A 20,879-nucleotide genomic window follows, 5' to 3' on the forward strand; every position below is an offset into this window, starting at 1 on the left:
TGGCTTCACGTCGCCGCATTTGGCCCTATGGTAGGGCAAAATTCGAATGACGTGAGACGATGATGACCGATATTGCGATGATCGAAGCCGCCCGCCAGCGCATGAATGGCGAGGCCATCCGCACCCCCTTGATGTCCTCCCCTTTTCTTGACGAGATTGCCGGACGCAAGGTCCTGGTCAAGCCGGAATGCCTGCAGCGCACCGGCTCCTTCAAGTTTCGCGGCGGCTGGTCGGCGGTCTCGGCACTGGAACCAGAGGTGCGAAAGCGCGGCGTCATCGCCTTTTCCTCCGGCAATCACGCCCAGGGCGTCGCACTGGCGGCAAGCCTGCACGGCGTGCCCGCCGTCATCATCATGCCGCGCGATGCACCGAAGATCAAAATCGAAAACACCAAAGCCTATGGCGCCGAGGTCGTGCTCTATGATCGCGCCAATGAAGACCGTGACGCAATCGGCGCGACGTTGTCCGAAGAACGCGGCCTGACCTTGATTCGCCCCTATGACGAACCGCTGGTGATCGCAGGCCAGGGAACGGTCGGGCTGGAGATTGCCGAACAGGCGCAGGAGGCTGGCATCGAGAAAGCAGAGGTGCTGGTTTGCTGCGGTGGCGGCGGGCTGACATCGGGTGTCGCGCTTGCCTTAGAAGCCAAGGCCCTAGGCCTGAAGGTCCGTACCGCAGAACCCGAACATTTCGACGACGTGGCGCGCTCGCTCGCCTCGGGAAAGATCGAGAGAAACGTAGCCCTCAGTGGCTCCATCTGCGACGCGATCATCACGCCGCAGCCCGGCAACATCACCTTTCCGATCCTCAAGCGCCTGTGTGGTGCTGGCGTTGCCGTCACCGAAGAAGAAGCGCTGCGGGCCATGGTGCTCGCCTTCCAGCGCCTGAAAATCGTGGTGGAACCGGGCGGTGCCGTGGCACTGGCAGCCGCCCTTTTCCATGGCAATGAGCTGGAAACCGATACCGTCATCGCTGTTGCATCCGGGGGCAATGTCGATAGCGCCATCATGGCGGACGCGCTGTCGAAATACGCGTGATCTTCGAGATTTTAACGAGACGAGGAACATGATCATGGAAATCACCCGCGCTGGCACGAAACCATCGGGCAAAGGCTCTTCCGACTATTTCACCGGAACGGTCCGCATCGATCCACTGTTCAATCCGCATGATGCAGAGCGCGTGCAGGGCGCGCAGGTAACTTTTGAGCCCGGTGCCCGCACAGCTTGGCATACCCATCCGCTTGGTCAGACACTGATCGTGACCTCCGGATCGGGACTGGTGCAGCGTGAAGGCGGCCCTATCGAGAAGATCGCGCCCGGCGATGTCGTCTGGTTTGCACCGGAGGAAAAGCATTGGCATGGCGCGTCGCCGCAAACTGCCATGACCCACATTGCCATTCAGGAAGTGAAGGACGGCAAGGTGGTGGACTGGATGGAGCATGTAACCGACACGCAATACGCGGGCGGTTGACGATCGGCGAGAGTGTAACTACGCCAATCTCAAAACCACCTCATCCGCAATCGCCAGAGAGGCCGTGAGCCCAGGGCTTTCGATACCGAAAAGATTGACGAGGCCGGCAACGCCATGGCGCTCCGGTCCATCGATGCGAAAATCCATCGCGGGCTCTGAAGGTCCAGAAATCTTCGGCCTGATGCCGGAATAGGCGGGCTGGAGCGCATTATCCGGCAATCCCGGCCAATATCGACGGATCGCCTCGTCAAAGCCCGCCGAGCGCTTTGGATCGACGACGTAATCGATGCGGTCGATCCACTCGATATCCGGACCGAAGCGCGCCTGTCCGGCAATGTCGAGCGTCAGGTGGACGCCAAGCCCATGGGCATGGGGTGCCGGATAGATGAGTCGCGAAAATGGCGCTCTGCCTTTCAGCGAGAAATAGGAGCCCTTGGCATAATAGGCTTCAGGAACATGTGCCGAAGGCAGTCCTTCGATGGCGCTGGCAATCTGCGGCGCAACCAGCCCTCCCGCATTGATCAGCGTTCGGCCGGTCAATTCCACCGGCTCGCTCCCGCCGACGAAGACCCGGAAGCCATCCTCCTCCACGACCGCGCGCAGGAACGGCGCCCTGTAGGCCAAGCTGCCGCCCGCATCTTCCATATCGCCAAGCAGCGCCAGCATGTAGCCATGGCTATCGATGATGCCGGTCATCGGTGACGACAAGGCCGCCTTGCAGGAGAGTGCCGGTTCCAGACGCCGGGCCTCGGACGCACTGATCAGATCCAGCGCCTCGCAGCCGTTATCGAGACCGCGGCGCTGCAAGTCCTCGATCAGCAGAACTTCTGCCTCGTCTGTTGCCACGATCAACTTGCCACAGCGACGGTGTGCGACCCCGTGGCTCTCGCAATAGTGATAAAGCTGATTTCGCCCTTCGATACAGAGTCTGGCCTTCAGGCTGCCCTGCGGATAGTAAAGTCCGGCATGGATCACCTCGCTGTTTCGCGAGGAGGTCGCGGCTCCAAATTCGCCTTCTTTTTCAAGGACGATGACGGAGTGGCCAGCACGAGCAAGCCTGCGTCCGATTGCAAGGCCGATGACGCCCGCCCCTATGATAATCGCATCGATATCCGCCAACATTGCGCCTTCTTATGCTTGAACCGAAACACCAGTCACGCGTTAAGGAATCGTGAATGCGGTAGATCGGACCTTGTTGGGAGGCAAGTCACGACCAGTATTTTCCCCGCAAGACCAATCTTATGGAAATTTGTGCCTACTTGAACCCGTGTGAATAGCGATATTCTCAGTGTCATGATCCCGCAGATCGGCGGTACCGATTTTTGGACGAACAGGAGGGTGCGATGTCTTATTCCAAAGCAGGAAAAGCGAGAGATTTCACGCCATCAACCGCGCCGCACCGCGGCTGGCAGGCATCGATCCACACAGCGCTCGTCGGCATCTGCTTCGCCTTTGTCGCCGCGGTGATCTTCGGCCTCGTGCCTTGATGACAGCCTAGCCGATCCGGTCCCCAGAATAAGGGGCAGCTCGATCGGATGGCGTTGGTGCGGTACGCCCCTTCAGGCAACCATCACGATCGAATACCAGAATGTCGAGAGCAATATCATTACGGCCAAGTGCGCTCGCTGCTGTGGCCCAGGCTTTTTCCGCGACCATACCACCAAGATCGATCCCCGCCGCCTCGGCCAATTGAAAGGCGTGCGCTACCATATTGGCTTGACGGAGAGCGCCCGATAGCTCGGTCGTCGCACCTGCCTCTTCCGCAAGTTTTGCCAGCGCTTCCAGATCTGCCAGTCCCCGCTTGGAATGCACGTCCAGCATACCTTGGGCCAACTTGGTCATCTTCGCAACACCACCCGCAACTGTTACCCTTGGAACCGGATGGCTTTTTAAGTATTTGAGCATACCGCCAATGAAATCGCCCATGTCGATAAGGGCGGTCTCGGGCAGCCCGTAAAAGGCTTGCCCCGCCTTTTCCGATGTATCGCCCGTCGCTCCCAGTAGATGGGGAAGCCCTTCAGCACGCGCCACATCGATACCGCGCCAGATCGAGTGGATCCAGGCCGAGCAGGAAAAGGGAATGACGATGCCGGTGGTGCCGAGAATGGAGAGGCCACCGACGATGCCAAGCCGTCCATTCAGCGTTTTTTCCGCCAGTTTCTCGCCGTCGCGCACTGAGATTTCCACCTCGAAATCGGCGTCCGAGCCCGCTACCTCATGGATTGCCGAAGCGATCATCTGCCTTGGAACAGGATTGATCGCGGGCTCTCCGACCGAAAGCGGCAGACCGGGCCGGGTGACGATACCCACTCCCTTGCCAGCCTTGAAACGGATGCCGCTCCCCTTCGCGGTTCGGCGCACGGTGCTTTCGATCAGCGCGCCATGAGTCACATCGGGATCATCGCCGGCATCCTTGACGATGCCAGCGCAGGCAAAATCATCGCATCTCTCATGCGTGGCAAGGACGAAAGCCGGGCGCGACCCGTTTGGAAGTTCGATATCGACAAGGTCAGGAAAGGAACCGGTCAAAAGCGCCTGACAGGCGGCCTTCGTCGCCGCGGCAGCGCATGTGCCGGTGGTCCAGCCACGCCGAAGGTTTTTGCCATCCGTTTCCATGAATGTCCTATAGACCTTGCAGCGCGAGCCGTCATCGGTAAACAACAGACCAACTGCACGATCGAAAGCGCCGAAAGTTGAGACAATCGCCATGACCGCAAAAGCCCTCATCATCGGTGCGCCACGCTCCGGCTCCGGCAAGACCAGCGTCACCATCGGTTTGCTGCGCGCCTTTGCCCGGCGCGGCGTCAAGGTGCGCGGCATCAAGACTGGACCGGATTATATCGATCCCGGCTTTCATGCCGTCGCAACCGGAACGCCCGGCCTCAACCTGGATAGCTGGGCGATGCAGCCGGATCTGCTGCGCCACCTTCTCACCCAGCAGGCAGAGGGTGCAGATCTCCTACTCATCGAAAGCGCCATGGGATTGTTCGACGGTATTGCCGTCTCCGACAACCGCACCGGTTCGGCGGCAGATCTGGCGCGCCTGTTCCACATTCCCGTGCTGCTGGTGCTGGATGTGTCCGGCCAGTCGCAGACGGCCGCCGCCATGGCACATGGATTTGCCCATTACGATCCCGCAGTAAAAATGGCTGCCATCATCCTCAATCGGACTGGCAGCGAACGCCACCGCACACTCTGCACCGAGGCTATCGAAAAGATCGGCCTGCCTGTCGCGGGCTGCGTCATGCGCGATCCGACGCTCACCCTGCCCGAGCGGCATCTCGGATTGGTACAGGCGAGCGAACATCCCGAAATCGACGCCCATATCGAAAGACTGGCGGACACCATGGAGCGCGCCATCGATCTCGATGCATTGCTTGCTCTCGCTAGCCCCATCGATCTGGTTAAGGGCTCAACGCAAGCCGGCATCGCCCCGCCCGGCCAGCGCATTGCTCTGGCCGAAGATGCTGCCTTCACCTTCCTCTATCCACACCTGAAACGCCAATGGCGGGAAGCAGGCACCGAGATCTTGCCTTTCTCGCCGCTTGCCGATGAAGGCCCCGATGCCTCCTGCGATATCTGCTGGCTGCCGGGCGGCTACCCGGAGCTTTTTGCCGGACAGCTTGCTGCCGCCTCGCACTTCAAGGCGTCGCTCGCAGGCTTTGCGCAGACGAAGCCGGTCCATGGTGAATGCGGAGGCTACATGGTATTGGGGGAAGCCTTGGAGGACACCAACGGCGTAACCCATGCGATGACCGGCCTGCTCTCCCATGCCACCAGCTTTGCCAAGCGAAAAATGAACCTTGGCTATCGTCAGGCAAAGATCACGCATAGCGGGCCGCTTGGCCAAGCAGGCGATGTCCTGCGCGGCCATGAGTTCCATTATGCCAGCGTCACGGATACCGGAAACGATCAGCCGTTCGCAGACATAGCCGACGGTCTTGGCAAACCCTTAGGACCATCCGGCGGTAGGCGTGGCCTTGTCAGCGGAACATTTTTTCACGCGATCGCAAAGGCTTAGCGGTTTCTTTTTCATAAAGGCTGGTGTTACGTCAGCCGCGGGAGTGGAGGAATGGCTTTGCGTTTCCTATATTGCGAGAACACAGCATCCACACCTGAAACTGCAAACCGGAACAAGGACGGATCTTCATGACCGACAAGTCTCCCGAAAACAATTTTCCCGCAGGCTACCAGCCGCCTGAGGTCTGGCAGTGGGAAAAGGGCAATGGCGGCGCATTTGCCAGCATCAACAGGCCAACCGCTGGTCCGACCCATGAGAAGGAACTACCGGTCGGCAAACATCCGCTGCAGCTCTATTCGCTGGCCACCCCTAACGGCCAGAAGGTCGGCATTCTTCTGGAAGAGCTTCTGGCAGCCGGTCATTCGGACGCCGAATATGATGCGTGGCTGATCAAGATCGGCGATGGTGATCAGTTCGGCTCGGGCTTCGTCGAGGCCAATCCCAACTCCAAGATCCCGGCTCTCATCGATCACTCCACGCCGGAACCGACCCGCGTTTTCGAAAGCGGCTCGATCCTGCTTTATCTCGCGGAAAAATTCGGTGCCTTCCTGCCGAAGGAGCATAAGGCTCGTACCGAAGCGCTGAACTGGCTTTTCTGGCAGATGGGCTCTGCTCCTTTCCTCGGCGGTGGTTTCGGCCACTTCTATGCCTATGCGCCGATCCACATCAAATACGCCATCGACCGCTTTGCGATGGAAGCCAAGCGCCAGATGGACGTGCTCGATCGCCATCTCGCCGAAAACCGTTACATGGCAGGCGATGAATACTCGATTGCCGATATCGCCATATGGCCATGGTATGGCAACCTGGCACGCGGACAATCCTACCCGAACGCGGAAGTGTTCCTGGACGCCGCAAGCTACAAGAATGTGAAGCGCTGGGCCGATGAAATTGCCGAGCGTCCTGCCGTCAAACGTGGTCGTATGGTCAACAAGGCTTCCGGTGATCCCTCAGAACAGCTACATGAGCGTCACGATGCGTCCGACTTCGACACCAAGACGCAGGACAAGATCGGCAAGAGCTGAAGGATAGACGAAATGGCGAACCTGCCCGACATGACCAAACACCGTGGTTTTCCATCCGGCATGCCGGGCACAGGCGTCCAGTTTACCATACGCCGCGCCAATCCGCGCGGCGTTACTCCTATCAAGCAACTGCCGCGCAAGGCGCGCCCCGGCACGCCCGAACATCGCATCGATGCGGCCTTCCTGCATGCGCTTTGGCACCATTTCGGCGCTGAACCCTTTGAGCGGGGCAATCTCGATGCCGCCCGCCTCAGCCTGCTCTTCGGACGCGAGGTTCTCCCCGCCGAGAAGAATTTCGACCCGCTCTCCTATGAGGCGATGCTGGTCATCGATGAACGCGTGGCACGCCAGAGCTTTCCTGAATCCTTCGAGAACTACTTCGAAATCTGAGGCCCAAAGCTTCCTGCGACAAAGTGGAGCGGTTGAAGAAAGTTTCTGTGCGCGGCGCAAAGAAGATGGTATAGAGCCACCGGTTTCATCATTTCCGGCGGCTCTGACATGGTCAGGCAATTTGCTCATTTCCTTGCCGCTTCGGCACTGATCCTTCTTCCCGTGGCCATGGGCCTGGGCGGAACCGCCCATGGCGGCACCGATTATCCGACCATCGAGAAGCTTGGCGACGCGCTGTTTCACGACGCCAATCTGTCGATGAACCGGACCATGTCCTGCTCTACCTGCCACACATCTGCCAACGGCTTTACCGATATTCGTGACACCGAGAAGGTGGGCCATGCTGTCTCGCTCGGCGATGACGGAAAGTCGCTCGGTGATCGCAACGCGCCCACCGCGACCTATGCCAAGTTCTCACCACCCTTTGGCAAGGACGCGGAGGAGAATTATGTCGGCGGCCAGTTCTGGGATGGACGCGCCGCAACGCTGGAAGATCAGGCCGGTGGCCCGCCACTCAATCCCATTGAAATGGGCATGGGCGACAAGGGCAGCGTCGTAAAACGGCTGAAAGAAAACCAGGACTACATGAGCGCTTTCGCCACCCATTTTGGGCCTGATGTGTTCGAAAATGACGAGGCGGCCTTTGCCGCCATGGGCAAGGCGCTCGCCGCTTACGAACGCTCCGACGCGCTTTCGACCTTCGATTCCAAATATGACCGCTTCCTGCGCGGCGAGGAAAAGCTGACCGATCAGGAAGAACTTGGCCGCGTTCTGATGTCCTCGACGCAGTTCACCAACTGCAACACCTGCCACACGATCAAGGGTGAGCATGGCCTTTCAGATGGCGTCTTCACCAACCACAAATATTTCAATATCGGCGTTCCGGCCAACAAGCTCGCCCGTGCCGCCAATGGCTCCAAGCCGGATGCCGTCGATCTCGGTCTGGCGCAAAACCCGGCGGTCGGCGACGATCCGACGCAACGCGGCAAGTTCAAGGTGCCGTCACTGCGCAATATCGCAGTGACCGGGCCCTATATGCATAATGGCGTGTTCAAGGACCTGCGCACCGTCGTGCTCTTTTACGTGAAGTACAAAAGCAAGAAGCCGAGCCGCCAGATCAACCCGGAAACCGGCGAGAAGTGGGATGCGCCGGAAGTGCCCGACAACATCGCCATGGAAGAACTGACATCCGCGCCGGCACTCGACGACAAGCGTGTCGACGCAATCGTGGCGTTCCTGAAGACGTTGACCGACAAGCGCTACGAACCGCTGCTTGCCAAGGGTGAGAATATCGGCCGACCGGAAGATCCAGCAGTGCATTCTGTCTCCGCTACCCCCCGTGAGGCAGCGAAGAACTGAGCATGCACCGATGCTTTTCAAAGGTCGCTCGGCTACCGATCAGCCGTCATCACGCAGTTTGCGTGCCATAACGTGGCTCTGGCAATGAGAAGGCTGCCAGTGCCGCGAGGACCGCTGGCAGAGCAAAGAGCGCAAACAGCCACGTTCCGGCAGATGCCGCCCCTTCAACGCCACCCGGATTGAGAAGGCCGGTGCTGTTGACGATGACACCGGAGAGTGCCGCGCCAAAGGCGCTGCCAAGAGACTGCATGGTGGTGATGCCAGCCGATGCCTTGTCCTTCTCATCGGGCTCGGCGAGATGCAGAATATGGGTCACCAGATGCGCCCAGCCCAGTCCGACGCCAAAGCCCATGCCGAAGATCAGAAGCGCGGCTGCACTCAGCACCAGCACATCGCCTTCGGGATTGGGCCGCGCCAGGGTCACCGCCAGCAGGCCAATGCAGACAGATTCCAGAATGGCGCCAGCAAGGATAGAGCGGCGCATGGCCTTGCCTTTCAAATCGCTGCACAGAAATGCAGACGCTGTCCAGCCGAGAGCCACGAGAGCAACGATATAGCCAGAGATCAGCGGCGGCACCGCATGCAGATTCTGCAGGAAATACGGAATGTAGATGTCGCAGGTCAGCGCCGCCAGCAGCATGAACATGGCGCCATAAACGCGGGCGATCGGCATTGACAGCACCGTTCCGCCGCGTGGCAGAATGCGCAGGGTCGCCCGTCGCTCCACCCATACAAGGGCCGCTATGGCGAAGAGGGCGCCGATAACAAGCCAGATGCGCAGATCGACCTTTTCAGCGGTGCTGGCAAAACTGACCAGCAACAGCGAGGCAGACAGCAGGATCATCTGCCAAAGTGGTGCCTTGGTCTCGGTCCTCTCGTCCGCGCCTTTCGGCAACAGCCTCGGTGCCAGAAGGCTCATCAGCAGCGCGAAAGGGACGATGACCGCAAACGCGTGGCGCCAGGCGCTCCCATCGGCAAAAAATCCGCCGAGCGTTGGGCCAATGAAGGTCGAGATGCCCCAGATCGCCGCGTAGAGCGTCGTTGCCTTGCTCCATAAATGCTCCGGATAGACGTAGCGTATGAAAGCATAGCCGAGCGTTGCCAGGGTCCCGGCCCCGAACCCCTGCACAGCGCGCCCGGCAAGAACGATTTCCATGGTGGGGGCAGCCGCGCAGATCGCCGAACCGAGAAGAAAGAGCGCTGCGCCGACACTATAGGTGCGATTGAGGCTGAGGCCCCTTGGGCGGATGGCGATGAAGACCGAACCGAGCACGGAGGCCGTGACGTAAAGCGTCGTCACCCAGGCAAAAAGGGGCAGACCACCAATATCTCGCACGACAGACGGCATGATGGTGGCTGTCACATAGGTCTCGATCGCATAGAGCGCGATGCCACCGGCGAGCATCAGGCTTGCCCCCAGATGCTTGGCTGAGAACAGAGCCCAGAGGCTGGTTGATGAAGGAGCGTCGGCAGGAGGCATGATCGGATTTCCGGTAAAGGCCGTTGCAATCTCGACGGCGAGGCATTATTCCAAGTTATAACTTGGAAATTACACTTCAAGCCGAATTATGCAAGCGGCAGGACAGATAATAATGCGCCCTTCCCCCCGTGACAGATTGCTCTTTCTTTTGAAGACCGAAGGCCCGCAAGCGACGTCGGCCCTCAGTGACGCCCTTGGCCTGACGGGTGAGGCGGCACGCCAGCAGCTTGCCAAACTCGCAGATGAAGGACTGGTGGAAAGCATCACGCAACCGGCCATCGGTCGCGGTCGGCCACGTCAAAGCTGGCGTCTGACCAGTGCTGGCCATCGCGAGTTTCCGGATGGTCATGCCGATGTTGCCGTTTCGCTTATCGATGCCATCGGCAGCGAGCTTGGCGAGGATGCGCTGGACACGATCATGGTAGCGCGGGAGCGCAAGACAGAGGCGATCTATCGCGCAGCGCTTGCCGACGCCGAAACGCTGGAGGAACGGGTTGCGCGGCTGTCAGCCTTGCGGGTGACTGAGGGCTATATGGCAAGCTGGTGGCAGGAGGCAGATGGGCATTTCATCCTAGTGGAAAATCATTGTCCGATCTGCGCCGCGGCAACCGCTTGCCGAGGCTTTTGCCAATCGGAAATCGATATTTTCCGAAGCGTGCTGGCCGCGCCCGTTGAGCGGACCGAGCACCTTCTGCAGGGCGCACGGCGATGCGCCTATCGGATTGGTTAGAACATGCTACCGATCACTAACAAGAGTCACGCCCGAGGCAGGCCCGGGCGCGATGAACCTTAGCAGGGCTCTTACAGAGCCTTGAATTCCGCCAGAACAGCATCGCCCATGTCGGAGGTGCTGACCTGACGTGCGCCTTCCGCCATGATGTCGGCGGTGCGAATGCCCTTTTCCAGAACATTGGCGATGGCGGTTTCCAGCTTCGTGGCATCATCCACCATGTTGAAGGAATAGCGCAGGCACATGGCAAAGGAAGCGATCATCGCAATCGGGTTGGCGATGCCCTGGCCGGCGATATCCGGGGCGGAGCCGTGAACCGGCTCATACATCGCCTTGCGCTTACCGGTCTTTGCATCCAGCGCACCAAGCGAGGCGGATGGCAGCATGCCGAGCGAGCCCGTGAGCATGGCGGCAACATCGGAAAGCATATCGCCGAATAGATTGTCGGTGACGATGACGTCGAACTGCTTGGGCTTGCGCACCAGTTGCATGCCACCGGCATCCGCCAGCATATGCTCCAGCTGGACATCCTTGTACTTTGCCGCATGCGTTTCGGTGACGACCTGGTTCCACAGAACGCCGGATTTCATCACATTGCGCTTTTCCATGGAGCAAACGCGGTTGCCACGGGTGCGGGCCAGTTCGAAGGCAACGCTCGCGATACGCTCGATTTCGAACGTGTCGTAAATCTGCGTGTCGATACCGCGCTTCTGACCGTTACCGAGATCGATGATCTGCTTCGGCTCGCCGAAATAGACGCCACCTGTCAACTCGCGAACGATGAGAATATCGAGACCTTCGACCAGCTCCGGCTTTAGCGACGAGGCAGCGGCAAGCGCCGGGTAGCAGATGGCGGGACGCAGATTTGCGAAAAGCTCGAGATCCTTGCGCAGACGAAGAAGACCGGCTTCGGGGCGAACGTCATACGGCACGCCATCCCACTTCGGTCCACCAACGGCACCAAACAGAATGGCATCGGCGGCCAGCGCCTTTTCCATATCGGCATCCGAAATCGCCACACCATGCGCATCATAGGCTGAGCCGCCGACAAGACCTTCCTCGACCGTGAAGCCGGCATTCTTCTCGCTGTTCATGTAATCGATCAGCTTGCGGACCTCGGCCATGGCTTCTGGTCCAATACCGTCGCCGGGCAACAGGAAGAGCGAGCGCACAGTCATGAAATCCTCCTTGGGCGCTTTATGAGAAGCGCGCGTCAAAACATGGTTTGCAATGCCGAAAGCCTGCAAGATGCGGGCTTCTTAACGCTCACCCTTGCGCATTTCAAGCAAAGCAAAAGCCGATTCGGTACGGGTGACGCACCAAACCGACTTTCACACGATCTCAGTATTATCTCATCCCCGAAAATGCATGACACACGATGTATCAGGCATCGACTGCGTGGTTGGAGGTCAGAGGGCGTCTTCGGCACAAAGCCCTCTTGAGGTCAAAGCTCTCCTCCTCGTCACCCACGGGCACGACCCGAGAATCCATAACTAATTGACGAGACTGGAAGACATGGATCCTCGGCTCAAGGCCGAGGATGACGACAGGGAGGTGTTGGCGCTTCGTTGGAAGGATGATCAGGCCCAGGGCCGGGCGGAAGCATTGCTCTTCTCAAAGCTGTCGATCGCGCTGGCATGTTCGAGCGTCAGGCCGATATCATCAAGACCATTCAGCAGGCAGTGGCGCTTGAATGCGTCGATCTCGAAGCTGATGCGCCCGCCATCCGGACCGCTGATTTCCTGGTTTTCCAGATCGACGGTGATCACCGCATTTGAGCCGCGCGAAGCATCATCCAGGAGCTTCTCAAGGTTTTCCGGGCTGACAACGATCGGCAGGATGCCGTTCTTGAAGCAGTTGCTGTAAAAAATATCGGCAAAGCTGGTGGAGATAACGCAGCGGATACCGAAATCGAGCAGCGCCCAAGGCGCATGTTCACGCGAGGAGCCACAGCCGAAATTGTCGCCCGCAACCAGGATCTGCGCATTCTGATAAGCAGGCTTGTTGAGTACGAAAGCAGGGTTGGGCGAACCGTCTTCCAGATAGCGCGACTCGGCAAACAGGCCCTTGCCGAGGCCAGTGCGCTTGATCGTCTTCAGGTAATCCTTTGGAATGATCATGTCCGTGTCGACATTGACGACCGGCATGGGGGCGGCGACACCCGTCAGCTTGGTGAACTTATCCATCTCTCACTCCGAAATTCTACTGCGGTATCAAACCGCGTCATCACCGCCATTAAAGCAAAAAGGCGCGCTTTTGAAGATCAAAGCACGCCGATGCGGTACGCCGCTAATAATATGGGTCTAAACGCCTGAAGGCCTGCCGATGCGATCAGAGATCGATGATCGTGCCGCGACCGTCGTTCCACACGCGCATGTTCTGCTGGCGGCGATCCTGCGTCTTGACGCGGATCGGCTCCGCCTTCATCCGGGCAGAAAACATCTTGGCGATGCTGAGAACCGCAAGCGTTCCGACGAATGCGATCGTCAAAGATGCGGTGAAGAGCGCGGCCAACGCCAGAACTGCAATGCTGGAGGCTGCGATGAAGAATGTACGAATGCCCTGCATGGTCCAAACCTTTCTGTCCAGACGAATGTGGGCCTTCTTCTTGACGCTTGCAAGAGGTTTCACACCGTCATCGATCTTGCAGATGTAACAAAAGATTGACACAAGTGGGGCATGGCCGAATTTTTTGTCGATAATACTGCACGCCCGCGCCGCTCGTTGCTTTCAGTGCCTGCTATCAATCTGCGAGCCTTGCAAAAACTGAGCTCTCTTACCTGCGATGGCGCGATCTTCGATCTGGAAGATTCGGTCGCACCGGAGGTGAAGGACGAGGCAAGGGACAATCTCCTCTCCTTCTTTCGCGAGACGCCGCTGGTTAACCGTGAAGCGATCATCCGCATCAATCCTCTATCGACCACAGCGGGACGCAAGGATGTGGACGCGGTCCTGAGGTGCCTGCCCCAAGCCGTGCTGCTGCCGAAAGTCGAGCAGCCCTCCGATATTCATGAACTGGCCGATTTGCTGGATGAGGCCGATGCTCCCGAAGGCATGCAAATCTGGGCGATGATCGAAACCCCGCGCGGCATTTTGAACGCCGCGGCGATTGCAGAGGCCGCACACACCACGGGCAGCAGGCTCGGCGCTCTCGTCGTGGGGCTAAACGATCTGCGCAAGGATACCCGCGTTCCGGCAAGACCCGGACGCACCTATCTCGTCCCCTGGCTGATGCAGATCTTGCTCGCAGCTCGCGCCTACAGCCTCGACGTCATCGACAGCGTCTCCAACGATTTTCGCGATTTAGATGCCTTTGCCACGGAATGCGAACAAGGCCGCGATATGGGCTTCGATGGCAAGATGCTGATCCACCCGGCGCAGATCGAAGCGGCGAACGCTGCTTTCGCTCCGGATGAGGCCGCACTTGCCGAGGCGCGCGAGACGATCGCGGCTTTCGCAAAACCCGAATCTGTGGGATTGAACGTCATCAACATGAACGGGCGAATGATCGAACGGCTGCATGTGACGGGTGCAGAGCGCCTTGTCGCCATTGCCGAGATCATCGCCGCAAGAAAGGCAGAAAACCCATGAAGGTCTATCGTTTCATCACCGGTCCCGACGATGCCAAGTTTTGTCACCGCGTCACCGAAGCCCTGAACAAGGGCTGGGAACTCGCCGGCTCTCCAAGCTACGCCTTCAATGCTGCCGCCGGTGTGATGCACTGCGGCCAAGCGGTGACCAAGACCGTCGAGGGCAAGGAATACCATCCTGATATGAAGCTGGGCGAACAGTAAGGGCTGCTGTATCATCGACCGTTGTCGTGACGGTCGACACCTTCTCTGCCGTCATCCTCCGCCTTGAGCCGAGGATCCACCGACGCCCCAAAAACCTCGATGGCTTATGGATCCTCGCCTCGCGGGCGAGGATGACGAAAAGCAAGCGTTAAGGGTGCCTCACTCGACAGCACCCTCTCTTACAACATTCACCCGCGGTCCGTCGCCGCGTCGTCGGCGCTTTCCTCGATCCGCTCCATGTCGTCATCGGAAAGGCCGAAGTGATGGCCAATTTCATGGATGAGGACGTGGGTGATGATGTCACCGAGCGTCTCTTCGTTCTCGGCCCAATAATCCAGGATCGGGCGGCGATAGAGGGTAATGCGGTTCACCATCTCGCCGGTTTCCATGGTGAAGCGCTCCGACAGACCGCGACCTTCGAAAAGGCCAAGCAGGTCGAACGGGGTTTCGAGCGCCATATCCTCGAACACATCATCGGTCGGAAACTCCGAGATCTCGATGATGAGGTCTTTGGTCAGGGCGCGAAATTCTTCCGGCAGGTGGCCATATGCCTCAATGGCAAGCGATTCAAACGCTGATATTGTCGGCGCGTGGCGATCCCGCCAATCGTCGGTACTGTCTATGCGGGCCATTTCTGCTCCTTGCTGTGGGGCTGATATAAACCCTTGCGACGCAAAATTCGAGACCTGTTTGCAACAACCGCATAAAAGGCCTGATTTTCTAGGAGAGACCGTTGTTTTTAGGCCGCTGTGAACCTTGACATAAGCGGCTCTCTCGCGTAACTCCGCAGCCAAATTGGGGGCGTATTGCGCCTTCCGTTTAATCCGCTTTGAAAAAAGCGGCCCACCGGCAGAGTTTCAAGGGGCATTTGCCTCGACGAATTTCCGCTACTCCGACTGATAAAAAGACGGCCAGCGTCAAAAGCGCAGAGCCGGAACGAACATGAAAGGACAAAAAATGTTCGCAGTCATCAAGACCGGCGGTAAGCAGTACCGCGTAAGCGCCAACGACGTGCTGACCATCGAAAAGCTGGAAGCAGACGCAGGCGCAACTGTAGAATTCACTGAAGTTCTCGTTGTCGGCGTTGGCGCTGATGCAAAGTTCGGCGCACCTTTCGTTGCAGGCGCAACGGTCAAGGCTGAAGTTGTAGAACACAATCGCGGCAAGAAGGTCATCGCCTTCAAGAAGCGTCGTCGTCAGAACTCCAAGCGTACGCGCGGCCATCGTCAGCATCACACTGTCGTCCGCATCACGGACATCGTTGCTGCCTAATCGGCGCGACACGGGAAACTAGGTTTAAAGGAGCAATCCAATGGCACACAAAAAAGCTGGCGGTTCTTCGCGTAACGGTCGCGATTCCAACTCCAAGCGCCTTGGCGTGAAGAAGTTCGGCGGCGAAGCCGTCATTCCAGGCAACATTATTGTTCGTCAGCGTGGCACGCAGTGGCATCCCGACGCCAATGTCGGCATGGGCAAAGATCATACGCTTTTTGCACTCACAGCAGGCAACGTAAACTTCCGCACGAAGGCCAATGGTCGCGTATTCGTGTCCGTAGCGCCGAAAGCGGAAGCCGCAGAATAAGCCGGTAAGCGTCATATGCAGCCGGTGTCCCAATGACCCGGCTGAGAGGTAACAGGTTCAGTCACAAAAAAGGGGAGTTGGGGCACCACCCAACTCCCCTTTTTTCTTAACTCCACGGAGGACTGAACCATGCAAGCTGAATTGTTGAGGGTCGACCAATCACGGTCACCCGAAGAACGGATAAGGCCTGAACGGTCAAGGAGCGATTGCCCCGTCTTGTTGTCGCAGAGATTAGTTCTGCGCAAACCCCACGAAGAAGACATCGACGCCCTTGCCCATCTTGCCAACAACGCCAACATCGCGACCATGGTGTCGCGCATGCCGCACCCTTACACGGCGAAAGACGCCGCGGATTTCGTGCGCCGTGCAGCAAATGGCGAGATTGGCAAGTGCGTCTATGCGATTACGCGCATGGACAATGGCGAGTTTATGGGGTGCTGCGGACTGGAGCCGCAGGAAGACGAAAAGACCCTTGAGATGGGCTACTGGCTTGGCGAACCCTATTGGAACAGGGGCTACACCACAGAAGCGGCCCATGCGCTGATCGATATGGCCTTCCGCACCCGTGAGATAGATCAGATCGATGCGCGGTGCCGGGTCACCAATATTGGCTCGCGACGGGTCATACAAAAGTGCGGCTTTCAGTTGCAGGGTTCCGGCATGGTCGGATCGCTGGCGCTTGGCGGCATGGTCCCGGTGGAATGGTACAGGCTGGATCGCAAGACATGGGTATCATTGAGAAGCTGGGGAGACATGCGATGAGTACGGCTCAGTTGATGCGTCCGCGCAGCGTTCAAACCATGGCTGCGCCAGGCCCCTGCCCGACGATCGAAACCAGGCGCCTGGTGCTTCGGCCCCAGCGGCTTGCCGATGCCGGCTCGATTGCGGAAACGCTTGCCGACTTCCAGGTCACCCGGATGTTGGCCCGCGTTCCCGCACCCTACTACGAGCAGGATGCGCTAGAGTGGCTGATCCTGCGTACCTCCGGCACCCTGCCCGATTGGGATTTCGCCATCACCGCAGGTGATGACACCCTGATCGGCGTGGTTTCGGTGGAGCGGCGTCACGGCCAGTGGCATCTCGGCTACTGGTTGAACCGCTTCTACTGGGGCAAGGGCTATATGACCGAGGCTGTTGGCGCTGTCGTCGAGCGCTTCTTCCGGCGCATGCCGAACGAAGTGCTGCATTCGGGCATATTTGCCGATAACCCAGCGTCGCTTAAGGTGCAGCAAAAGCTCGGCTTCAACATTACCGGCTGCAGCGAGATCTATGCGGTCGCACGCTCCACCATGGTGGCGCATATCGATACAGAGCTGACGGCGGAAGACTTCGTCCGACCGTAAGGCAAGTCATTAATGACAAGGCCGGTTTCGTCGCAAACCGGCCTTGTTCCATAGGCGCTTGGCCATGATAATCTTTGACCTTCAGGGCAAGCGGCTATATTCCAGGCGACAGAACCTTTTTGACGCGGCTGGCAAGGCCATGACCGCATGCAAGCTGACAGAACGGCAGTCCGATGAAATTTCTCGATGAAGCAAAAGTCTATATCAAGTCCGGCGATGGCGGCGCAGGTGCCGTCTCCTTCCGGCGCGAAAAATTCATCGAGTTCGGCGGCCCGGATGGCGGTGACGGCGGACGCGGCGGCGATGTGTGGGTCGAGGTCGTCAACGGCCTCAACACGCTGATCGACTTCCGCTTTCAGCAGCACTTCAAAGCCTCCATCGGCCAGCACGGCATGGGCAAGACCCGCACCGGCGCCAAGGGCTCCGACGTGGTGCTGAAAGTCCCTGTCGGCACGCAAATTTTCGAAGAAGACAACGAAACGCTGATCGTCGACCTGACCAAGGAAGGCCAGCGCTTTCGTCTGGCCGCTGGCGGCAATGGCGGTTTCGGCAATGCCTATTTCAAATCCTCGACCAACCAGGCGCCGACACACGCCAACCCAGGCCTGGCAGGTGAAGAAAAGACCATCTGGCTTCGACTGAAGCTGATCGCCGATGCGGGTCTGGTCGGCCTGCCCAATGCCGGTAAGTCCACCTTCTTGGCAACCGTCACACGCGCACGTCCGAAGATCGCCAACTATCCTTTCACCACGCTTCACCCCAATCTCGGCGTTGCTACGATTGACGGTCGCGAATTTGTTCTTGCCGATATTCCAGGCCTGATCGAGGGCGCGCATGAAGGTGTGGGCATCGGCGACCGCTTCCTCGGCCATGTGGAGCGCACCCGCGTGCTGCTTCATCTGGTGTCGGCGCAGGAAGAAAAGGTTGGCCAGGCCTACAAGACCGTCAAGGCGGAACTGAACGCCTATGGCGGCGGCCTAACCGACAAGCGCGAGATCGTGGCATTGTCGCAGATCGACGTGCTGGACGAGAAGGAGCTGAAGAAGAAGGCCAAGGAACTGGAAAAGGCCTGTGGCCGTCCTCCGCTTCTTCTATCTGCTGCCGCCCATATCGGCATGACGGAAGCATTGCGCGCACTGCGTGACGTGATCGTCGATGCCAGCGAAGGTGGCGAGACCGCCCTTCCCGACCGCTCCATGCCCATCGAAGAGCTGGAAGACGGAGACGACCGTCTATGACGCTTGTGCGAAAACCGCTCGGCAGCCATCATCGCATCGTCATCAAGATCGGTTCTGCCCTGCTGGTGGACCGCAAGACGGGGCTGAAGAAGGATTGGCTGGACGCGATCTGCGATGACATAGCAGCGCTGAAGAAGAACGGTGCCGATGTACAGGTGGTTTCTTCGGGCGCGATCGCGCTTGGCCGAACGGTTCTCAACTTGCCCTCTGGCGCCTTGAAGCTGGAGGAAAGCCAAGCGGCAGCGGCTGTCGGGCAGATCGCTCTGGCACGAGCTTGGTCCGAAAGCCTCTCCAAGCACGATATCGTCGCCGGTCAAATCCTGCTGACGCTTTCCGATACGGAAGAACGTCGCCGCTATCTCAATGCGCGCGCGACGATCAACCAGTTGCTGAAGATCGGTGCTACGCCGATCATCAACGAGAATGACACGGTGGCCACCACCGAAATCCGCTATGGCGATAATGATCGCCTCGCCGCCCGCGTCGCGACCATGACGGGTGCCGACCTTCTGGTGCTGCTGTCCGACATCGACGGCCTCTATACCGCGCCGCCGCATCTCGATCCTGACGCCAAGTTCCTCGAGACAATCGCGGAAATCACGCCCGAGATTGAGGCTATGGCAGGGGGGGCTGCATCGGAACTGTCGCGTGGCGGCATGCGCACCAAGATCGATGCCGGAAAGATCGCCACTGCCGCTGGCTGCGCCATGATCATCGCTTCCGGCAAGACGCTGCATCCATTGAAGGCCATCGAAGAGGGAGCACGCTCCTCCTGGTTTGCGCCCTCCGGCACGCCGGTGACAGCCCGCAAGACATGGATCGCCGGTCAGCTTCAGCCAGCAGGCGAGGTGCACGTGGATGAGGGCGCGGAAAAGGCGCTGCATCAGGGCAAGAGCCTGCTGCCTGCCGGGGTCAAGCTCGTCAAAGGCAATTTCGGACGTGGCGATGCCGTTGCGATCATCGGGGTGCAAGGCCGGGAGATTGCGCGCGGGCTTGCCGGTTACGATGCCGACGAGGCGCGCCGCATCAACGGTCACAAGTCGAACGAGATCGAAGCCATTCTCGGTTATGTCGGACGCTCGGCGATGATCCATCGCGACGATCTGGTGATGACCGGAGCCGCCGTCAAAGTGAAAAAAGCAAAGAAGGATGAAGTCGATGCCTGACCAGGCCGTGAAGCAAAGCCAGTCCGTTGATGCGCTGATGATGAATATCGGCGCACAGGCGAAGGCTGCTTCACGACCGTTGTCCATCGCTTCGACCGCGCAGAAGAACCGTGCGCTTCTGGCCATGGCATCCGCCATCGATGCATCGGTGGACCGGATCCTCGACGCCAACAAAAAGGATGTAGCGGCTGCCGAACAGGCGGGCGTGGCAGGCTCCTTTATTGATCGTCTGAAGCTCGACCCGTCGCGCATTTCCAGCATCTCGGAAGGCATCCGGGCAATCGCAGAACTCGCCGATCCCGTCGGCGAGATGATTGCTTCCTGGGACCGTCCAAACGGTTTGAAGATTGAGCGCGTACGCACACCACTTGGCGTTATCGGTGTGATCTATGAAAGCCGTCCGAATGTGACGGCGGATGCCGGTGCGCTGTGCCTCAAGGCCGGTAACGCCGTGATCCTGCGCGGCGGATCGGATTCGCAATATTCATCGCGCGCTATCCATGCCTGCCTGGTGGAGGGCCTGAAGATCGCTGGGCTTCCAGAGCATGCGATCCAACTGGTGCCGGTGACCGACCGCGCCGCGGTCGGCCTGCTGCTCGGCGGCCTTGGCGGGACTGTCGATGTGATCGTGCCGCGCGGCGGAAAGAGCCTCGTAGGCCGAGTACAGACGGAAGCCCGCGTACCGGTCTTTGCGCATCTGGAAGGCATCTGCCACGTCTATGTCGACAAATCCGCCGACCTCGATATGGCACAGAAGATCGTGCTGAACGCCAAGATGCGCCGTACCGGCATTTGCGGCTCCGCCGAAACCTTGCTGGTGGACCGTGCAGCGGCCGCAACACATCTTGAGCCGCTGGTGAAAATCCTGCTGGACGCGGGCTGTGAAGTGCGTGGCTCAGATGAGGTTCAAAAGGCCATGGCAGGGGTGAAGCCTGCAACGGAGGAAGACTGGCGCACTGAATATCTCGATGCCATCATATCGGTGACCCTGGTGGACGGTATCGATGGCGCGATCCAGCACATTGGCACCTATTCGTCCAATCACACGGAAGCGGTGATTGCTGAAGACCCGCAAGTGGTTGCCCGCTTCTTCAACGAGATCGATAGCGCCATTCTTCTGCACAATGCCTCCACGCAGTTTGCCGATGGCGGCGAGTTCGGCATGGGCGCTGAAATCGGCATTGCGACCGGCAAGATGCATGCGCGCGGTCCGGTCGGCGTCGAACAGTTGACCTCCTTCAAATACCGTGTGCACGGCACCGGCCAGACGCGGATCTGATA

Annotated in this window: 24 protein-coding genes; 17 read left to right on the forward strand and 7 right to left on the reverse strand. The window is 59.0% G+C overall.

All coding sequences use genetic code 11. From position 1 onward, the window contains the following. Positions 1-62: 62 nt before the first annotated feature. Together ACQZ5M_RS12520 and ACQZ5M_RS12525 are read left to right on the forward strand one after the other, a co-directional pair. Positions 63-1,037: a threonine ammonia-lyase gene (locus ACQZ5M_RS12520; RefSeq protein ID WP_296099110.1), complete on the forward strand. Its 975-nt coding sequence runs from the start codon at positions 63-65 to the stop codon at positions 1,035-1,037. 34 nt (positions 1,038-1,071) lie between these two features. Then, entirely contained in the window at positions 1,072-1,470 is a 399-nt protein-coding gene (locus ACQZ5M_RS12525; RefSeq protein WP_449079904.1) for a (R)-mandelonitrile lyase, read from the forward strand. Between the two features lie 18 nt (positions 1,471-1,488). Here ACQZ5M_RS12525 and ACQZ5M_RS12530 read toward each other — a convergent pair whose 3' ends face one another. Further along, complete coding sequence (locus ACQZ5M_RS12530) at positions 1,489-2,589, reverse strand: NAD(P)/FAD-dependent oxidoreductase (protein ID WP_296099113.1); 1,101 nt, start codon at positions 2,587-2,589, stop codon at positions 1,489-1,491. A 224-nt stretch (positions 2,590-2,813) separates the two neighbouring features. On the opposite strand from ACQZ5M_RS12530, the gene ACQZ5M_RS12535 reads away from it, so the two are divergent. Continuing rightward, positions 2,814-2,957, forward strand: a complete 144-nt coding sequence (locus ACQZ5M_RS12535; RefSeq protein WP_165457044.1) for a hypothetical protein — start codon at positions 2,814-2,816, stop codon at positions 2,955-2,957. A gap of 7 nt (positions 2,958-2,964) precedes the next feature. On the opposite strand, the gene ACQZ5M_RS12540 is transcribed toward ACQZ5M_RS12535, so the two are convergent. Beyond that, positions 2,965-4,086, reverse strand: a complete 1,122-nt coding sequence (locus tag ACQZ5M_RS12540) for a cobalt-precorrin-5B (C(1))-methyltransferase (RefSeq protein ID WP_296078615.1) — start codon at positions 4,084-4,086, stop codon at positions 2,965-2,967. A gap of 91 nt (positions 4,087-4,177) precedes the next feature. Between ACQZ5M_RS12540 and ACQZ5M_RS12545 the strand changes: the two genes are divergently transcribed. The 4 genes from ACQZ5M_RS12545 to ACQZ5M_RS12560 all read left to right on the forward strand — a co-directional run bounded on the left by ACQZ5M_RS12545 (position 4,178) and on the right by ACQZ5M_RS12560 (position 8,265). Further along, positions 4,178-5,491 carry a cobyrinate a,c-diamide synthase gene (locus tag ACQZ5M_RS12545; RefSeq protein WP_296078613.1) on the forward strand — a complete coding sequence of 438 codons (1,314 nt, stop codon included), beginning with the start codon at positions 4,178-4,180 and terminating at the stop codon, positions 5,489-5,491. A gap of 128 nt (positions 5,492-5,619) precedes the next feature. After that, positions 5,620-6,516, forward strand: a complete 897-nt coding sequence (yghU, locus tag ACQZ5M_RS12550) for a glutathione-dependent disulfide-bond oxidoreductase (protein ID WP_296034843.1) — start codon at positions 5,620-5,622, stop codon at positions 6,514-6,516. 12 nt (positions 6,517-6,528) lie between these two features. Further along, complete coding sequence (locus ACQZ5M_RS12555; RefSeq protein WP_296019261.1) at positions 6,529-6,906, forward strand: hypothetical protein; 378 nt, start codon at positions 6,529-6,531, stop codon at positions 6,904-6,906. 108 nt (positions 6,907-7,014) lie between these two features. Beyond that, a complete protein-coding gene (locus tag ACQZ5M_RS12560) occupies positions 7,015-8,265 on the forward strand; it encodes a cytochrome-c peroxidase (RefSeq protein ID WP_449079905.1) in 1,251 nt (416 codons plus the stop codon). 49 nt (positions 8,266-8,314) lie between these two features. On the opposite strand, the gene ACQZ5M_RS12565 is transcribed toward ACQZ5M_RS12560, so the two are convergent. Beyond that, positions 8,315-9,745 (reverse strand): MFS transporter, encoded by a 1,431-nt coding sequence (locus ACQZ5M_RS12565; RefSeq protein WP_296078611.1) that lies wholly within the window; start codon positions 9,743-9,745, stop codon positions 8,315-8,317. Between the two features lie 112 nt (positions 9,746-9,857). Between ACQZ5M_RS12565 and ACQZ5M_RS12570 the strand changes: the two genes are divergently transcribed. After that, complete coding sequence (locus ACQZ5M_RS12570) at positions 9,858-10,475, forward strand: helix-turn-helix transcriptional regulator (RefSeq protein ID WP_296078610.1); 618 nt, start codon at positions 9,858-9,860, stop codon at positions 10,473-10,475. 71 nt (positions 10,476-10,546) lie between these two features. Here ACQZ5M_RS12570 and leuB read toward each other — a convergent pair whose 3' ends face one another. The 3 genes from leuB to ACQZ5M_RS12585 form a co-directional block, all read right to left on the reverse strand. After that, complete coding sequence (gene leuB / locus ACQZ5M_RS12575; RefSeq protein ID WP_449079906.1) at positions 10,547-11,653, reverse strand: 3-isopropylmalate dehydrogenase; 1,107 nt, start codon at positions 11,651-11,653, stop codon at positions 10,547-10,549. Positions 11,654-12,055: 402 nt separating this feature from the next. Continuing rightward, the gene (gene leuD / locus ACQZ5M_RS12580) at positions 12,056-12,661 is read right to left on the reverse strand and encodes a 3-isopropylmalate dehydratase small subunit (RefSeq protein WP_296078608.1); all 606 of its coding nucleotides are present in this window, start codon (positions 12,659-12,661) and stop codon (positions 12,056-12,058) included. A gap of 145 nt (positions 12,662-12,806) precedes the next feature. Further along, complete coding sequence (locus tag ACQZ5M_RS12585) at positions 12,807-13,043, reverse strand: hypothetical protein (RefSeq protein ID WP_363315113.1); 237 nt, start codon at positions 13,041-13,043, stop codon at positions 12,807-12,809. A gap of 111 nt (positions 13,044-13,154) precedes the next feature. Between ACQZ5M_RS12585 and ACQZ5M_RS12590 the strand changes: the two genes are divergently transcribed. Together ACQZ5M_RS12590 and ACQZ5M_RS12595 are read left to right on the forward strand one after the other, a co-directional pair. After that, the gene (locus ACQZ5M_RS12590; protein ID WP_296078606.1) at positions 13,155-14,066 is read left to right on the forward strand and encodes an HpcH/HpaI aldolase/citrate lyase family protein; all 912 of its coding nucleotides are present in this window, start codon (positions 13,155-13,157) and stop codon (positions 14,064-14,066) included. Next, positions 14,063-14,269: a DUF1737 domain-containing protein gene (locus ACQZ5M_RS12595; protein ID WP_296019239.1), complete on the forward strand. Its 207-nt coding sequence runs from the start codon at positions 14,063-14,065 to the stop codon at positions 14,267-14,269. Before ACQZ5M_RS12590 ends, ACQZ5M_RS12595 begins: the two co-directional genes overlap by 4 nt. A gap of 188 nt (positions 14,270-14,457) precedes the next feature. Here the strand turns inward: ACQZ5M_RS12595 and ACQZ5M_RS12600 are convergent, their stop codons facing one another. Further along, complete coding sequence (locus ACQZ5M_RS12600; protein ID WP_296019237.1) at positions 14,458-14,901, reverse strand: metallopeptidase family protein; 444 nt, start codon at positions 14,899-14,901, stop codon at positions 14,458-14,460. A 325-nt stretch (positions 14,902-15,226) separates the two neighbouring features. Here ACQZ5M_RS12600 and rplU point away from each other — a divergent pair, with 325 nt between their 5' ends. The 7 genes from rplU to ACQZ5M_RS12635 all read left to right on the forward strand — a co-directional run bounded on the left by rplU (position 15,227) and on the right by ACQZ5M_RS12635 (position 20,877). Further along, positions 15,227-15,541 (forward strand): 50S ribosomal protein L21, encoded by a 315-nt coding sequence (gene rplU, locus ACQZ5M_RS12605; RefSeq protein ID WP_062424762.1) that lies wholly within the window; start codon positions 15,227-15,229, stop codon positions 15,539-15,541. 40 nt (positions 15,542-15,581) lie between these two features. Next, complete coding sequence (gene rpmA / locus ACQZ5M_RS12610; RefSeq protein ID WP_062424761.1) at positions 15,582-15,851, forward strand: 50S ribosomal protein L27; 270 nt, start codon at positions 15,582-15,584, stop codon at positions 15,849-15,851. A gap of 129 nt (positions 15,852-15,980) precedes the next feature. Continuing rightward, positions 15,981-16,613, forward strand: coding sequence for a GNAT family N-acetyltransferase (locus ACQZ5M_RS12615; RefSeq protein ID WP_296019232.1), 633 nt, complete (start codon positions 15,981-15,983; stop codon positions 16,611-16,613). Beyond that, complete coding sequence (locus ACQZ5M_RS12620; RefSeq protein ID WP_449079907.1) at positions 16,610-17,194, forward strand: GNAT family N-acetyltransferase; 585 nt, start codon at positions 16,610-16,612, stop codon at positions 17,192-17,194. Before ACQZ5M_RS12615 ends, ACQZ5M_RS12620 begins: the two co-directional genes overlap by 4 nt. A 173-nt stretch (positions 17,195-17,367) precedes the next feature. Next, complete coding sequence (gene obgE, locus ACQZ5M_RS12625) at positions 17,368-18,432, forward strand: GTPase ObgE (RefSeq protein ID WP_296019228.1); 1,065 nt, start codon at positions 17,368-17,370, stop codon at positions 18,430-18,432. Beyond that, positions 18,429-19,598, forward strand: coding sequence for a glutamate 5-kinase (gene proB, locus ACQZ5M_RS12630; RefSeq protein ID WP_296078604.1), 1,170 nt, complete (start codon positions 18,429-18,431; stop codon positions 19,596-19,598). Before obgE ends, proB begins: the two co-directional genes overlap by 4 nt. Further along, the gene (locus tag ACQZ5M_RS12635; RefSeq protein WP_296078603.1) at positions 19,591-20,877 is read left to right on the forward strand and encodes a glutamate-5-semialdehyde dehydrogenase; all 1,287 of its coding nucleotides are present in this window, start codon (positions 19,591-19,593) and stop codon (positions 20,875-20,877) included. Before proB ends, ACQZ5M_RS12635 begins: the two co-directional genes overlap by 8 nt. Positions 20,878-20,879: the final 2 nt, after the last annotated feature.

It is taken from the genome of Rhizobium sp. 22-785-1 (assembly GCF_053521965.1).

Excerpts from the sequence above, each read along its gene's own strand:
- ACQZ5M_RS12540 (WP_296078615.1), bottom strand. The coding sequence starts at position 4,086 with ATGGAAACGGATGGCAAAAACCTTCGGCGTGGCTGGACCACCGGCACA.
- yghU (WP_296034843.1), top strand. The coding sequence starts at position 5,620 with ATGACCGACAAGTCTCCCGAAAACAATTTTCCCGCAGGCTACCAGCCG.
- ACQZ5M_RS12615 (WP_296019232.1), top strand. The coding sequence starts at position 15,981 with ATGCAAGCTGAATTGTTGAGGGTCGACCAATCACGGTCACCCGAAGAA.
- obgE (WP_296019228.1), top strand. The coding sequence starts at position 17,368 with ATGAAATTTCTCGATGAAGCAAAAGTCTATATCAAGTCCGGCGATGGC.
- ACQZ5M_RS12535 (WP_165457044.1), top strand. The coding sequence starts at position 2,814 with ATGTCTTATTCCAAAGCAGGAAAAGCGAGAGATTTCACGCCATCAACC.
- ACQZ5M_RS12570 (WP_296078610.1), top strand. The coding sequence starts at position 9,858 with ATGCGCCCTTCCCCCCGTGACAGATTGCTCTTTCTTTTGAAGACCGAA.
- ACQZ5M_RS12620 (WP_449079907.1), top strand. The coding sequence starts at position 16,610 with ATGAGTACGGCTCAGTTGATGCGTCCGCGCAGCGTTCAAACCATGGCT.
- leuD (WP_296078608.1), bottom strand. The coding sequence starts at position 12,661 with ATGGATAAGTTCACCAAGCTGACGGGTGTCGCCGCCCCCATGCCGGTC.
- ACQZ5M_RS12585 (WP_363315113.1), bottom strand. The coding sequence starts at position 13,043 with ATGCAGGGCATTCGTACATTCTTCATCGCAGCCTCCAGCATTGCAGTT.
- ACQZ5M_RS12560 (WP_449079905.1), top strand. The coding sequence starts at position 7,015 with ATGGTCAGGCAATTTGCTCATTTCCTTGCCGCTTCGGCACTGATCCTT.
- ACQZ5M_RS12635 (WP_296078603.1), top strand. The coding sequence starts at position 19,591 with ATGCCTGACCAGGCCGTGAAGCAAAGCCAGTCCGTTGATGCGCTGATG.
- ACQZ5M_RS12565 (WP_296078611.1), bottom strand. The coding sequence starts at position 9,745 with ATGCCTCCTGCCGACGCTCCTTCATCAACCAGCCTCTGGGCTCTGTTC.
- ACQZ5M_RS12520 (WP_296099110.1), top strand. The coding sequence starts at position 63 with ATGACCGATATTGCGATGATCGAAGCCGCCCGCCAGCGCATGAATGGC.
- ACQZ5M_RS12545 (WP_296078613.1), top strand. The coding sequence starts at position 4,178 with ATGACCGCAAAAGCCCTCATCATCGGTGCGCCACGCTCCGGCTCCGGC.
- ACQZ5M_RS12525 (WP_449079904.1), top strand. The coding sequence starts at position 1,072 with ATGGAAATCACCCGCGCTGGCACGAAACCATCGGGCAAAGGCTCTTCC.
- ACQZ5M_RS12590 (WP_296078606.1), top strand. The coding sequence starts at position 13,155 with ATGGCCGAATTTTTTGTCGATAATACTGCACGCCCGCGCCGCTCGTTG.
- rpmA (WP_062424761.1), top strand. The coding sequence starts at position 15,582 with ATGGCACACAAAAAAGCTGGCGGTTCTTCGCGTAACGGTCGCGATTCC.
- ACQZ5M_RS12555 (WP_296019261.1), top strand. The coding sequence starts at position 6,529 with ATGGCGAACCTGCCCGACATGACCAAACACCGTGGTTTTCCATCCGGC.
- leuB (WP_449079906.1), bottom strand. The coding sequence starts at position 11,653 with ATGACTGTGCGCTCGCTCTTCCTGTTGCCCGGCGACGGTATTGGACCA.
- rplU (WP_062424762.1), top strand. The coding sequence starts at position 15,227 with ATGTTCGCAGTCATCAAGACCGGCGGTAAGCAGTACCGCGTAAGCGCC.
- ACQZ5M_RS12595 (WP_296019239.1), top strand. The coding sequence starts at position 14,063 with ATGAAGGTCTATCGTTTCATCACCGGTCCCGACGATGCCAAGTTTTGT.
- proB (WP_296078604.1), top strand. The coding sequence starts at position 18,429 with ATGACGCTTGTGCGAAAACCGCTCGGCAGCCATCATCGCATCGTCATC.
- ACQZ5M_RS12600 (WP_296019237.1), bottom strand. The coding sequence starts at position 14,901 with ATGGCCCGCATAGACAGTACCGACGATTGGCGGGATCGCCACGCGCCG.